We start from the raw sequence: 13,269 nt of genomic DNA, 5'->3' as shown, positions 1-13,269 counted from the left end.
GGGGGCGCGCCGCAGCCTTCCAGGACGGCGTGGACCGCGTTGCCGTCCAGGGTCATGGACGCCACAACGGCCCGCCGGGGGCCGTCCTTCCGGTCCCGGACCCAGAACTGGGGCTTGACGGGGATGTGGAAGCGCTCCTCCCGCCAGGTGTCATGGCCGGGGTCGCGGAACCCGGGAAGGGGCGGGAGGATCTCATGGTAGAGGCAGAGGGCGGCCTTGACCACCGATGCCAGCCCCGACGAGGCGCCCGTATCCCCGGCCACGGCTTTCAGGGAGCCGACGGCGGGGCGGCCGGACGCCGACGCGAAGACTTCGTGGAGGGCCTCGGCCTCAAGCCGGTCTTCCCGGGGGTCGCCGCTCCCGTGGGCCTCCAGGTAGCCGACGGCCGAGGCGGAAATCCCCGCGTCTTCCAGCGCCCGGGTCAGGGCCGCGGCATAGGCGCCCTTCAATGCCTCTGGATCGTCCAGGTCTCCGCCCGAGGCGCTCCCGGTGCCTGTGATGACGGCATAAATCCGGTCCCCGTCCGCCTCGGCCTGATCCTGCCGCTTGAGAACGAGGGCCACGGCGCCCTCTCCGGGCAGGGGACCCGCAGCGCGCCGGTCGAAGGGCCGGACCCCGCCCTCGGTGCCGAAGGGCCGGAGGCCCGATTCGATCGCCATGCTGCGGACGTCGCCGGCGAGGTCCACCGCGCCCGCGAGGAAGAGGTCGGTCTCCATCTGCTGAAGAGACCTCACGCCGATCTCCAGGGCGCGCAACCCGGAGGCCGCGCCGCAGGAGACCGTGTGGCTCGGTCCGCCGAAGCGGAATTCCCGGGCCACCCGGCTGGCCACGATGCCGCCCAGGGACCCCACCACCCGGGGGGCGGTCAGGGGCGGGCTTGCGGCATCCTGAAGCGCTTCCAGCCATTGGGCGGCGCGCGCGTCGTCGATCTCCGGCGCATGTTGCTTGAGGGCGTTTCTGAGGCGGTCCTTCTGGTCCATCATCCCCCACCGGACGTGGAAGTCGGTGTCCTCCAGGTCGAACTCCATGCCGATGGCGGTCCCGGCGCGGGGCCGGTCGCCTCCGGACGCCATGCGGGCGTCGGCCATGGCGGCGCCGGCCGTCTTCAGCATCAAGAGCTGCTGGGCGAGGATGTCCGGGATCTCGCTGGGCGGGATGCGGAAAGCGCCGATCTCGACGGAAAGGGAGTCGAGATAGGCGCCGTGGGCGCCCTGTCCCTCCAATTGGGTTTCCGCAGCGGCCTCCGCGCCCTTGAAGCGCGCCTTCGGGCGTTTCAGAAAGGCGGGGGCGCCGTTGAAAACCGCCTCCTGGAACGCCTGGAGGGTGGACAGGGGGCCGATGTGGGCCGCCATCCCCACGATGGCGACGGCCTTTGTCGGGCGGCCTTCCCCGGACGCAGGGAGATCGACGGACGGGGTCCGGGAAGGATGGTCGGGGTGAAATGCCTCAAAGAGGATGTGGGCGTTGATGCCCCCGAAGCCGAAGGCACTGACGGCGGCCCGCCGCGGCAGGCCGCCGTCCCTGGCCTCCCAGGGTGCCGCCTGGGTCTGCACCCGGAAGGGGCCGCCCTCCATCGGGCTGTTTTCGGCCGCGCGGGTGAAATGGAGGGAGGGCGGCAGCGTGCCGTGCCGCATGGCCAGCAGGGTCTTGATCATGCCGGCGGCCCCGGCCGCGGTCAACAGGTGTCCGATCATCGATTTGATCGAGCCGACGGCGCACTGGCCCCGCGACCATCGGGTTCCCTTCCAGAGGGCCCTCAGGCTTGCCAGTTCGGTCCGGTCTCCCAGGGGCGTTCCCGCGCCGTGGCACTCGATATGGTCTACATCCGAGGGCGACCACCCGGCCGCCGCGTAGGCCGTTCGCATGGCCCGGACCTGGCCTTCGGTGTCGGGGGCCAGGAGGTTGCCGCGCATGTCGTTGGACAGGCCGATGCCGTGGATGACGCCGTGGATCGTGTCCCCGTGGTTCAGGGCGTCGTCCAGCCGCTTCAGCACCAGGACCCCCGCCCCTTCGCCCACGACGAGGCCGTCGGCCCCGGCATCGAAGGGGGCGCACCGGCCCGTGGGGGAAAGGGCCCGGAGCTGGCTGAAACCGATCTGGGTGTAGAGGCAGTCGGGGCGGGAGACGCCGCCGGCCATTACCGCGTCCAGGCGTCCTGCCCGGAGGGCGTCGCAGGCCAGCTTGACGGCATAGATGGAGGAGGCGCAGGCCGCATCGAGGGTATAGCTGCCGCCGCCCAGCCTCAGGGAACGGGCCAGAAGGGCGCCGGGGAGGCTGGTGACCCGGGCGGCCAGGCACCGGTTTCGGGGGAGTTTTGCCTGCGGCGCGGAAACGGCCTCCGGGAGGGCTTCCCTGAACCATCGCCCCGGGATGTCCCGGCCCAGGATCTCCATGGCGATGCGGGAAGACGCATCCGTGGGCAGGGCGATGGCCGCCAGGATCACGCCAGTGCGGGCGCGCTTGATCTTCGTGCTGCCCGAAGCGTCGGAAAAGGCCGCATGGCCGGCCCTGAGGACGAGGTGGTAGAGGGGGTCGAGATCCGCCGCCAGCGAGGGGTCGATGCCCCAGGTCTCCGGGTCGGGAGCGAAGGGCGCCACCAGGCCGGCCCGCATCGACAGGGCCTTGTCCGGCAGCGGCCGGGGGGCGACCACCTGGTTTTTGGGTACGGACCAGCGGCCGTCGGGGACCTCCCGGATCGATTCGACCCCGCGGGCGATGTTCCGCCAAAAGGCGTCCAGGTCAGGGGCGTCGGGAAACACCCCGCCCATCCCGACCACTGCGATGGGATTTCTGTCAGTCATAAAGCGTTATGCAGTTCTTTGAGGTTGATGGCCCAATTCGCGCGAAGGCGCCGTGGGCAAAACGAATTAGAAAGCCGTCGGATTGACAGGAGAATGGCGCGGAAGCTTGATCAGCATGTGTTTCGAATCGAATGGTCGCATCCTGGGTTCCTTTCCGGTGGCGATAATGTAAATCGGCACCTATTACCCCTACCAGCGCATTTTCGTCAATAATTTTTATGGTTCCCGCGAAATTCCCAAAAGCGTGAGCGTGAGGCGGGCTGCCGCATTCGGGCCGGCGGGGGGTTATCGTTTATTGACAGATTTAAGGATATTGTATACCATCTAAAACAGTTGGGCGGATCCAGCGGTGGAACGGCTCGACGCGGATCCGGGGGGCGCCGGGGCGAAGCATCCCCGGGGGATCACGATGAGGCGGTTTGGAGCAGCCCGTCGCCCCGGAACAGGCAAGGCGGTTCAATCGGGCCGGGTGCGCCGGATCGGGATGGGTCAGGAGACGGTGATGTCTGAAAACGATATTCTGGTGGTCGGGGGAGCGGGATATATCGGCTCCCATATGTGCAAATACCTCTGGCGGCGGGGATACCGCCCCGTTGTCATCGACAATCTGGTCTGCGGGCATCGCGCGGCGGTCCAGTGGGGGCCGTTCATCGAGGGGGATTTCGGCGACCCCGCGGTCCTCAACAGGGTTTTTTCGGAATACGACATCCAGGGGGTGCTCCACTTTGCCGCCTACGCCTCCGTGCCGGAGTCGGTGGCCCACCCCCTGAAATACTATGCAAACAACGTGGCCAACACCCTGAACCTTCTCCAGGCCATGGTTTCCCGCAAAGTGAGGCGGATGATCTTCTCATCGTCATGCGCCACCTACGGCGACGTCGACACATTGCCCATCGTCGAAACCCAGGTTCAGCGGCCGGTCAACCCCTACGGTCGGACCAAGTGGATGGTCGAACAGATTCTGGACGATTTTGCGTCGGCCTATGGGGTGCGCGCCGTCTGCCTCAGGTATTTCAACGCGGCCGGCGCGGATCCGGACGGCCATCTGGGAGAGGATCACCGGCCGGAAACTCACCTGATCCCCATCATCCTCAAGACCGCTCTGGGGCAGCGGGAATTCCTGAGCGTCTGCGGCGATGATTACCCGACCCGCGACGGCACCTGCGTGCGGGACTACATCCACGTGGACGACCTGGCCCAGGCCCATCTTCTGGCCCTCGAAAGGCTCTTTGCCGGCGGGCCGGGCGGCAAATACAACCTGGGAAACGGCGACGGGTTCACCGTGCGGGAGGTCCTCGACCGCTCCCGGAAAATCACGGGGAAGGCCATCCCGGCAAGGGTCGAGGCCCGAAGGCCGGGCGATGTTCCGGTCCTCATCGGGTCCACGGAAAAGGCTGTCCGGGAGCTGGGCTGGCGCCCGGAGTTCTCCGATATGGACGTGATCATCAAGACCGCGTGGGACTGGCAGCGGCGCCATCCCGAGGGGTATGCGGACGATGGTCGGTGATCGGCTGAAAGCCCCTTCAGCCTTCGGCCTGAACCCCTAATCAAGACTACCTCAAGGAAGGAAAAAAAGATGAACCATGGCGGATTCGGCTACAAGACGTTGACAGGGATGCTTCTCGTGATGCTGATGTGCGGGCTGGCCGGCTGTTCGAGTCTGAAGGGAGGCGGTTCGGGGGGCGCTGCGCCCTCGGGTCCGGCGTCCCTTTACTACGAAGGGTTCAACGACATCCTCATCCCGGGGGAACTCAAGCAGGATAAAAAGACATCTTCGACCTTCCAGTCCCGCGGTTTTGCGGCGGGCCTGATGGTCTTCAAGGGGCGGGTCGATCGGGGATCCCTCGTGGCTTTTTTCAAAGACAACATGGCCAAGGACAACTGGAAGCTGCTCGGTTCGGTGGCGGCAACCAAGACCGGCCTGCTCTTTCTGAAGGAGACCCGATGGTGTGTGATGTCCATTTCAGAAGGGCTCTGGGACTCGAAGGTTGAGATTTCGGTCCTGCCCGCCTCCCTTGACACCCAGGGGGGCGGCGCACCGGCGACCTTCGAGACGCTGCCGATGGTTGAAGGCAGCGATTTGCAGAACTGAGGCCCGGGGCCGGATGATCCAATGAAAACCGCCATCCATGGAAAGCATATCGTCCTGGGGATATGCGGGGGGATCGCCGCCTACAAGAGCGCCGAGCTTCTTCGCCTCCTCACCAAAGCCGGCGCGAATGTCCGGGTGATGATGACCCGAAACGCCGCCCGGTTCGTCGGTCCGGTCACCTTCGAGGCCCTGTCCGGAAAGCCGGTCTGCACGGATCTTTTTGACAGGACGGACCCGGACGCCGCCATCCGCCATATCGAATGGGCCCAGGAGGCGCACGGCGTGGTGATCGCGCCGGCGACGGCCAGCATGGTCGCCAAGCATGCCCACGGACTGGCCGACGACGCCCTCAGCACCTTCTTGCTGGCGGTGACCTGCCCGGTGGCGGTCTGCCCGTCCATGAACACGGACATGTACCTGAGCCCGCCGGTCCAGCGGAACCTGGAGATCCTGAAAAAAGACGGGCACCTGGTGCTCGAACCGGGTTCGGGGGAGCTGGCCTGCGGAACGGTGGGGCCGGGGCGCCTCCCCGAGCCCCCGCTGATTCTGGACCGGCTGACGGCATTGCTGACCCGGAAGGACCTCGCGGGGAGGAGGGTCCTGGTGACGGCGGGGCCGACCCAGGAGCCCATCGATCCGGTCCGCTTCATCAGCAACCCCTCCTCGGGAAAGATGGGCTACGCCGTGGCCCGGGCCGCCGAATATCGCGGGGCCGAGGTCGTCCTCGTGAGCGGCCCGACCAGCCTGGACCTTCCCGTCAATGTCCGCACCGTGAGGGTCCGGACCGCCCGGGAGATGGCCCATGCCGTCTTCGAACAGATGGACGGCGCCGACGTCATCGTCAAGTCCGCCGCCGTGGGGGACTACCGGGCCATGGAGACGGCGGCGCACAAGATCAAGAAGACCGCCGACGAGCTGACGCTCACCCTGGTGAAAAACACCGACATCCTGAAGTCGGTCGGCCTTCGGAAGACCCGGCAGATCCTCGTGGGGTTCGCCGCGGAAACCCGCGATCTGAAGGAGAATGCGCAGGAAAAGCTCGAGAAGAAAAATCTCGATATGATCGTCGGCAATCTGGTCGGGCATCCCTCCTCCGGGTTCGGGACCGACACCAACCGGGTGACGCTTTTTTATCGGGACGGCGGCATCGAGCCCCTGGAAGAGATGGACAAGGCGGAAGTGGCCCATCTCATTCTGGACCGGGTATGCGAGCGCCTGCCGTGACCGGGGAGACGGGCAGCCCTTCCGTCGAGGAATTGAGCGCGGTCCTGGCCGAACTCCGGAATTCACTGGGGTTCATGGCGGCCTGCGGCTGCACCGGCTTCGACCGGATACCCGATGCGGGGCGGCCCGAGGCTTCAGCCGGCGGAATCGCGGCCCTCGATGAGGTCCGTTCGGACCTGGGCGACTGCCGGCGGTGCGGGCTCTGTCGGTTTCGCACTCACATCGTTTTCGGGACGGGCGACCCCCATGCGCGTCTGATGTTCGTGGGCGAGGGACCGGGGTATGACGAGGACCTCTCGGGGGAGCCCTTCGTGGGCCGGGCCGGTCGGCTCCTCGACCGGATCATCGCCGCCATGGGGCTTTCCCGGGCTTCGGTTTACATCTGCAATATCGTCAAATGCCGCCCCCCTGAAAACAGGGACCCGCTGCCCGATGAGATCGGAAGCTGCCTGCCGTTCCTGGAGCGCCAGATCGAAGCCGTCTCACCCCGGCTTATCTGCACCCTCGGGGCCGTGGCCACGCGCGTCCTTCTCCAGACAAGCGTCCCCGTGTCCCGGCTGAGGGGGCGGTTCCACGATTATCGGGGCATCCGGGTGATGCCTACCTATCACCCGGCCTTTCTCCTTCGGTATCCGGAAAAGAAACGGGAAACGTGGTCCGACATGAAGGCGCTCATGAGCGAGATGGAAATGAATTCGCTGTTGACATGACAGGAAAATATAGTTTAGAAAGATGACTTTTTAAAGCATACGCTTGCAGGGGCATCCCCTTGGATGATCCCGCGGGTTTCAGATCCGACCGGGAATCCGGCGGCCGATGACGGAACACGATGGGCGGGGGGAAACCCCCGCTTGTCCTTTTTTTTTGAATGAATGATCTGACGGTTTCGTAAAAAGTTCGAGATCAAGGCCTGCGAATCCAGAGGAATGAGGCATACTTATCGTACGCCGCAGTGACGATGGGTGACGCATAACGCAGATATCGGGCTTTTTACGGGACCGCCATCTGAAAGGAGTGTTGAGATATGGGCAGCAAGAAAAAGGAAGACAAGGAAAAATCCCTGGAGAAAATGACCGCCAAGGAATTGCGGGAGCTGGCCATGGGGATCGAGGGCATCACGGGTGCCCACGGCATGAACAAGGAGGAGCTGATCTCCCAGGTTCGCAAAGCCCGGGGCATCGAGGAGCCGGCCGCGAAAAAATCAGACGCCGGCGTCCGGGATCTGAAAATGAAGCTCCGGGAACTCAGGGTCAAGCATTCCGGCGCTGTTGAATCCGAGGACGCGCGCATGGCCGGGATATACCGGAAACGGGTGATCCGGCTCAAGAAGAAAACCCGGAGGGTGGCGTAACGGATGCTTCGGCACGAACCGGATACCCGGGTGATCGACCCGGCATCCCTGGCATTCGATATCGACGGCGTGGTGGCCGACACCATGAGGCTGTTTCTTGACATTGCCCGGGCGGAGTATGACATCACCCATATCTCCTATGGCGACATCACCCATTACATGCTCGAAGAGTGTCTGGACATGGAGGCGGGCGTTATCGGCGAGATCATCGACAAGCTGCTGGACGGCAGCCGGGATGACGGCCTGATGCCGCTTCAGGGGGCGCCCGAGGTCCTGGCGAAGCTGGGGAAAAGCTTCGGCCCCCTCTGTTTTGTCACCGCGCGGCCCACCCCGGACCCCATTCATCAATGGATCCTCAAGACCCTGCCCATGGCGTCCGGCGGGGTGGACATCACGGCGACGGGATCCTTTGAAGCCAAGGCCGATGTGCTGCGGGAGCGGGGGCGGCGCTATTTTGTCGAGGATCGACTGGAAACCTGCTTTCTTCTCGAAGAGGCGGGCATCACGCCGATTCTCTTCAAGCAGCCCTGGAACCGGAAAGCCCATCCCTTTATCGAGGTGGAGAGCTGGCGGGAACTGGAAGCCAAGATCGCCTTCTGATGCCGCGCACCCTGCCGGAGATGATGCCGGAGATGATTGAATCGTTCGTTCGGCGCCTCAGGGTGGAAAAGGGATATTCGCCGCATACCTGCCGGGCCTATGATCACGATCTGAGGGAGTTTTTCGCCTGTCTGGCGGAGGAGAAGGGGGCGGACGAAGCCGGCGCCGGGGCCGTCACCCCCCGGCGGATCAGGGGATATCTCGGGCTGCTCCACAAAAAGAACACGAAAAGGACCATCGCCCGGAAACTTGCGGCGCTGCGCTCCTTTTTCGACTTTCTGGCCGAGCAGGAGATGGTGGACACCAATCCCGCCATGCGGGTGCAGACCCCCAAGCAGGAAAAAACCATCCCCGGCTACCTGACCGTGGACGACGCTTTCCGGCTCCTCGACGCCATCGAAACCGACTCCCTGGCGGGCAAGCGGGACCGCGCCATGTTCGAAACGCTTTACTCCAGCGGTGTCCGCGTCTCCGAGCTTGTGGGCATGAACTGGTTCGACCTCGACGCAGATCAAAGGCTCGTTCGGGTCTCGGGAAAGGGCGGCAGGGATCGCGTGGTGCCCATCGGCCGGAAAGGCATTTCGGCCGTCACGGCATACCGGGAGGCCCTCTGGCGGGAAAAGGTGGTGGCCCTCGACCAGGACGGGCCGCTTTTCCTGAACCGCTTCGGGGGGCGGCTCACGGCCCGCTCCGTCGGCCGGATTCTTGAAAAGCGTTTTCGAGAGTGCGGCATTCCCCTTCCGGTTTCGCCCCACGGGCTGAGGCATTCCTTCGCCAGCCACATGCTGGACGCCGGCGCCGACCTGAGGGCGCTGCAGGAGATGCTGGGGCACCGGAAATTATCCACCACCCAGAGATACACCCACATCGGCATCGACACCCTGATGGCGGCGTACGACAAGGCCCATCCCCGCAAATGAAGACAGGAGCGGACAGGAAGAAAGGGCGAGGCTGGAAGGAGCGGCAATGAAGGAAGCGTTTCACGGGACGACGATCCTGGCGGTGCGGCATAACGGAAAGCTCGCCGTCGCCGGAGACGGGCAGGTCACGCTGGGGAACACGGTGGTCAAGCACCAGGCCCGGAAGGTGCGGCGGGTGTATAACGACAAGATCATCGTCGGGTTCGCCGGCGCCACGGCCGATGCCCTGAACCTCTCCGAAAGCCTCGAGAAAAAGCTGGAGCGGTACAACGGGAACCTGACCCGCAGCGCGGTGGAGCTGGCGCGGGACTGGCGGACGGATAAGTACCTGCGGCGGCTCGAGGCCCTCATGATCGCGGCGGACGACACCCGGACCTACCTGATTTCCGGCAGCGGCGACGTCATCGAGCCGGACGAGGGCGTCATCGCCATCGGGTCCGGAGGGGTGGCGGCCCAGGCGGCGGCCACCGCCCTCATGGTCCACACCGGCCTGGGCGCCCGCGAGATCGTCGAAGCGGCCATGAAGATCGCCGCGTCGGTCTGTGTCTACACCAATACGGTCATCACTGTGGAGGAGATGTGACGCCCCTGCGGCGGCGGCCGGACACCCCCCTGCGAGACGCCTTGGCGCCGGGAGGCCGGAAGAACGGGAAGAGGTGGATATGAGCGATTTAAAACCGTCGGAAATCGTCATGGAACTCGACAGGTACATCGTCGGCCAGAGAAACGCCAAGCGGTCCGTGGCCATTGCCCTCCGGAACCGGTGGCGGCGTCAGCAGCTCACCCCCGAGCTCGGCGAGGAGATCGCCCCGAAAAACATCATTCTCATCGGCCCCACCGGCGTGGGAAAGACCGAAATCTCCAGACGCCTCTCCAAGCTGACGGACAGCCCCTTCATCAAGGTCGAAGCCTCCAAGTTCACGGAGGTCGGCTATGTGGGCCGGGACGTGGAGTCCATGATCCGGGACCTGATGGAGCTTACCGTCACCCTGCTGAAATCCCGCGAGCAGGAGGCGGTCCGGGAGCAGGCCGTCGCCGTTGCCGAGGAGCGGATCCTGGACCTGCTGCTTCCCAAATCCGGAGAGCGCACCTTCCGGGGCGGAGATGAAGGGGAGGGGGGCACCGTGGAGGTGGTCACCACCGAGCGGGCCCAGATCTCATCCACCCGGGAGAAACTCAGAAAGATGCTGCGGCAGGGCAAGCTCGACGACCGGTTCGTGGACCTGGACATCACCGAGCGGAAGATGCCGATGGTCGAGGTCTTCTCCAATCTGGGGATGGAGGAGATGGGCATCAATTTCAAGGACATGTTCAGCAGCATCCTGCCCCGGAGCACCAAGCGGCGGAAGATCAGGGTGGCCGAGGCCATGGCGCTGCTGGCCCAGGAAGAGGCTCAGAATCTGGTGGACATGGAGAAGGTGACCCGGTCGGCCGTCGAGAAGGTCGAGGAGTCGGGGATCGTCTTCCTCGACGAGATCGACAAGATCGTCGGAAAGCATGGCGGACAAGGACCGGACGTCTCCCGGGAGGGAGTCCAGCGGGACCTGCTCCCCCTGGTCGAGGGCTGCACCGTCATGACCAAGTACGGCCCGGTCCGGACCGACCACATCCTGTTCATCGCGGCCGGCGCCTTCCACGCCATGAAGCCCTCGGACCTGATCCCCGAGATGCAGGGCCGGTTTCCCATCCGGGTGGAGTTGGACTCCCTCGGAAAAGCGGAGTTCGTGAGGATATTGACCGAGCCCAGGAATGCCCTGCTCCTTCAATACGTGGCCCTGCTCCGGACCGAGGGCGTCTCGGTCGCGTTCGAGGATGACGCCGTTTCCGAAATCGCCGCATACGCGGAGGAGGTCAACGCGGCCACCGAAAACATCGGCGCCCGGAGGCTCCACACCCTGATGGAGTGCCTCCTGGAAGACATTCTGTTCGACGCGCCGGACATGGCCGGGAGGAATATCGTCATCGACCGCGCCTACGTCGTGGAAAAACTCGCGCCCATCAAGGGGAACGAGGATTTGAGCCGTTACATTCTATGACGGTTCCGTAAAACGTCCGATATCTGCGTTACGCGGATCCCTCGGTCACTGCGGCGTACTGCAAGTGCGCCTCACCCATAGGGATCCGCAAGCCGTATCTCGAAGGTTTTACGAAACCGTCCAACCATCGACTCTATAAGAGAATATCTTTACGGCAGGGTGGACATGAATACAAACGTTGCGGATATCCTGATCGAGGCTTTGCCTTACATCCGCCGGTTCAGCGGCATGACCGTCGTCATCAAATACGGCGGCCACGCCATGGTGGACGAGCAGCTAAAAACCGATTTCGCGAGAGACATCACGCTGCTTAAATTTGTCGGCCTCAACCCGGTGGTGGTCCATGGGGGCGGCCCCCAGATCAACCTGGTCCTGGAGAAGATGGGCATCACCTCCACATTCGTCCGCGGCATGCGACTGACCGACGCGCCGACCATGGATGTGGTCGAGATGGTGCTGGGCGGGAAGGTCAACAAGAGTATCGTCTCCCAGATCAACCAGCAGGGCGGGAAGGCGGTGGGCCTCACCGGAAAGGACGGGCGGCTGATCCGGGCCCGGAAGCTCCACATCGTTTTCCAGGAGGACGAGACCAAGCCCCCCGAGATCATCGACCCCGGCCTGGTCGGCGAGGTGGTGGAGGTCAACGCGGAGATCATCCACACCCTCTCCCGGCAGGGATTCATCCCGATCATCGCCCCCGTCGGCGCCGGCGACGCCGGCGAAAGCTACAACATCAACGCCGACCTCGTTGCGGGGAAGGTCGCCCAGGCCCTGGGCGCGGGGCGGTTCATCCTCGTGACGGACGTGGACGGGGTGATGGACCGGGCCGGCCGGCTCATCTCCTCCATCGACGCCCCGACCATCAAGCGGATGATCGACGAAGGGAGCATCTCGGGCGGCATGATCCCCAAGATCGAATGCGCGCTCGACGCCCTCAGGAACGGGGTCGGCAAGACCCATATCATCAACGGCAAGAAGCGGCACGCCATTCTGCTCGAACTTTTCACCGACAGCGGGATCGGGACACAGGTGACCATATGATGCGGGAGATCATGACAACGGCGGACCGGGTCATGGCCAGGACCTACCTCCGGCAGCCCATCGTCATCACCCGGGGCGAGGGGACGACGGTGTGGGACGCAGACGGGAAGGCCTACACGGATTTCGTGGCAGGGATCGCGGTATGCAACCTGGGACATGCCCACCCCGGCGTCGCAAAAGCGCTCTGCGACCAGGCCGGGCGCCTCTTTCACGTCTCCAACCTCTACTACACCCAGCCCCAGACCGAGCTGGCGGCTTGGCTCGTGGACCACAGCTTCGCCGACCGGGTCTTTTTCTGCAACAGCGGCGCCGAGGCGAACGAGGCGGCCATCAAGCTCGCCCGCCGGTATTTCCACGAAAAGGGGGAGGCGCGCCACCGCATCGTGAGCGCCGAAAAATCCTTTCACGGCCGCACCATGGCTACCCTGTCGGCCACCGGCCAGGACAAGATCAAGAAGGGGTTCCAGCCCGTCCTGGGCGGGTTCGATTTTGTGCCGTTCAACGACATCGAGGCCATGAAAGCCGCCGTGACACAGGAGACCTGCGGCGTGATCCTGGAGCCGATTCAGGGGGAGGGCGGCATCCGCCTCCCGAACCCCGGATATCTTGAGGCCGTCCGCCGGTTGTGCGATGAGGCGGGGATCCTCCTCATCTTCGATGAGATCCAGACCGGGATCGGCAGGACCGGGAAGCTCTTCGCCCACGAGCATTACGGCATTGCGCCGGACATCATGACCCTGGCCACGGCCTTGGCCAACGGCCTGCCCATCGGCGCCATGCTGGCCCGGGAGTCGGTGGCGGCGGCCTTCGGTCCGGGGGCCCATGCCTCCACCTTCGGCGGCACCCCGGTGATCACCGCGGCGGCCCTCGCCACCCTCAGGGCACTGACCGAGGAGGGCATCATCGAAAAGGCCGCGGAGACCGGCGCCTATTTCAGGGAGCGGCTCAGGGCGCTGAAAAACCGCCATCCGAAGGAGATCGTCGATGTCCGGGGAAAGGGGCTCATGATCGGGATGGAACTCGACATCGCAGGGGCCCCCCTGGTGGACGCCTGCCGGGAGCGGGGGTTTCTCGTCAACTGCATCCAGGAGAACATCCTGAGGCTCGCGCCGCCCCTGATCATTGAAACAGCGGCGGTGGACGCCCTTGTCGACTGTCTGGACGACCTGCTGACCAACATGCGGATTCAAGAGAAGGAATAAGA

At 64.6% G+C, this 13,269-nt stretch carries 12 protein-coding genes; 11 read left to right on the top strand and 1 reads right to left on the bottom strand.

All coding sequences use genetic code 11. The features are described from left to right. On the bottom strand, positions 1-2,801 hold a 2,801-nt coding region (locus ACEW8N_RS00180), incomplete at its 3' end, for a polyketide synthase (protein WP_373497762.1). A gap of 502 nt (positions 2,802-3,303) precedes the next feature. Between ACEW8N_RS00180 and galE the strand changes: the two genes are divergently transcribed. The 11 genes from galE (at position 3,304) to ACEW8N_RS00125 (ending at position 13,267) form a co-directional block, all read left to right on the top strand. Continuing rightward, positions 3,304-4,308: a UDP-glucose 4-epimerase GalE gene (galE, locus tag ACEW8N_RS00175; RefSeq protein WP_373497761.1), complete on the top strand. Its 1,005-nt coding sequence runs from the start codon at positions 3,304-3,306 to the stop codon at positions 4,306-4,308. Between the two features lie 69 nt (positions 4,309-4,377). Beyond that, entirely contained in the window at positions 4,378-4,893 is a 516-nt protein-coding gene (locus tag ACEW8N_RS00170; RefSeq protein WP_373497760.1) for a hypothetical protein, read from the top strand. A 21-nt stretch (positions 4,894-4,914) separates the two neighbouring features. Further along, positions 4,915-6,117: a bifunctional phosphopantothenoylcysteine decarboxylase/phosphopantothenate--cysteine ligase CoaBC gene (gene coaBC / locus ACEW8N_RS00165; RefSeq protein ID WP_373497759.1), complete on the top strand. Its 1,203-nt coding sequence runs from the start codon at positions 4,915-4,917 to the stop codon at positions 6,115-6,117. Then, the gene (locus ACEW8N_RS00160; protein WP_373497758.1) at positions 6,099-6,827 is read left to right on the top strand and encodes a uracil-DNA glycosylase; all 729 of its coding nucleotides are present in this window, start codon (positions 6,099-6,101) and stop codon (positions 6,825-6,827) included. Before coaBC ends, ACEW8N_RS00160 begins: the two co-directional genes overlap by 19 nt. Positions 6,828-7,141: 314 nt before the next feature. Further along, positions 7,142-7,468 (top strand): transcription termination factor Rho, encoded by a 327-nt coding sequence (locus ACEW8N_RS00155; protein WP_373497757.1) that lies wholly within the window; start codon positions 7,142-7,144, stop codon positions 7,466-7,468. A 3-nt stretch (positions 7,469-7,471) separates the two neighbouring features. Further along, the gene (locus tag ACEW8N_RS00150; protein WP_373497756.1) at positions 7,472-8,068 is read left to right on the top strand and encodes a haloacid dehalogenase; all 597 of its coding nucleotides are present in this window, start codon (positions 7,472-7,474) and stop codon (positions 8,066-8,068) included. 32 nt (positions 8,069-8,100) lie between these two features. Continuing rightward, positions 8,101-8,988: a tyrosine recombinase XerC gene (locus ACEW8N_RS00145; RefSeq protein WP_373497755.1), complete on the top strand. Its 888-nt coding sequence runs from the start codon at positions 8,101-8,103 to the stop codon at positions 8,986-8,988. 46 nt (positions 8,989-9,034) lie between these two features. Then, entirely contained in the window at positions 9,035-9,571 is a 537-nt protein-coding gene (gene hslV / locus ACEW8N_RS00140; RefSeq protein WP_373497754.1) for an ATP-dependent protease subunit HslV, read from the top strand. A 79-nt stretch (positions 9,572-9,650) separates the two neighbouring features. After that, a complete protein-coding gene (hslU, locus tag ACEW8N_RS00135; protein ID WP_373497753.1) occupies positions 9,651-11,024 on the top strand; it encodes an ATP-dependent protease ATPase subunit HslU in 1,374 nt (457 codons plus the stop codon). 165 nt (positions 11,025-11,189) lie between these two features. Next, on the top strand, positions 11,190-12,065 hold the full coding sequence (gene argB / locus ACEW8N_RS00130) for an acetylglutamate kinase (protein WP_373497752.1): 876 nt from the start codon (positions 11,190-11,192) through the stop codon (positions 12,063-12,065). After that, positions 12,062-13,267, top strand: a complete 1,206-nt coding sequence (locus ACEW8N_RS00125) for an acetylornithine transaminase (RefSeq protein WP_373497751.1) — start codon at positions 12,062-12,064, stop codon at positions 13,265-13,267. Before argB ends, ACEW8N_RS00125 begins: the two co-directional genes overlap by 4 nt. The last annotated feature ends 2 nt before the right edge of the window (positions 13,268-13,269 follow it).

The sequence above is a fragment of the Desulfococcus sp. genome, from assembly GCF_041737845.1.
Taxonomy (GTDB): Bacteria; Desulfobacterota; Desulfobacteria; order Desulfobacterales; family Desulfococcaceae; genus Desulfococcus.
This window is presented reverse-complemented; position numbering and strand designations above follow the sequence as displayed.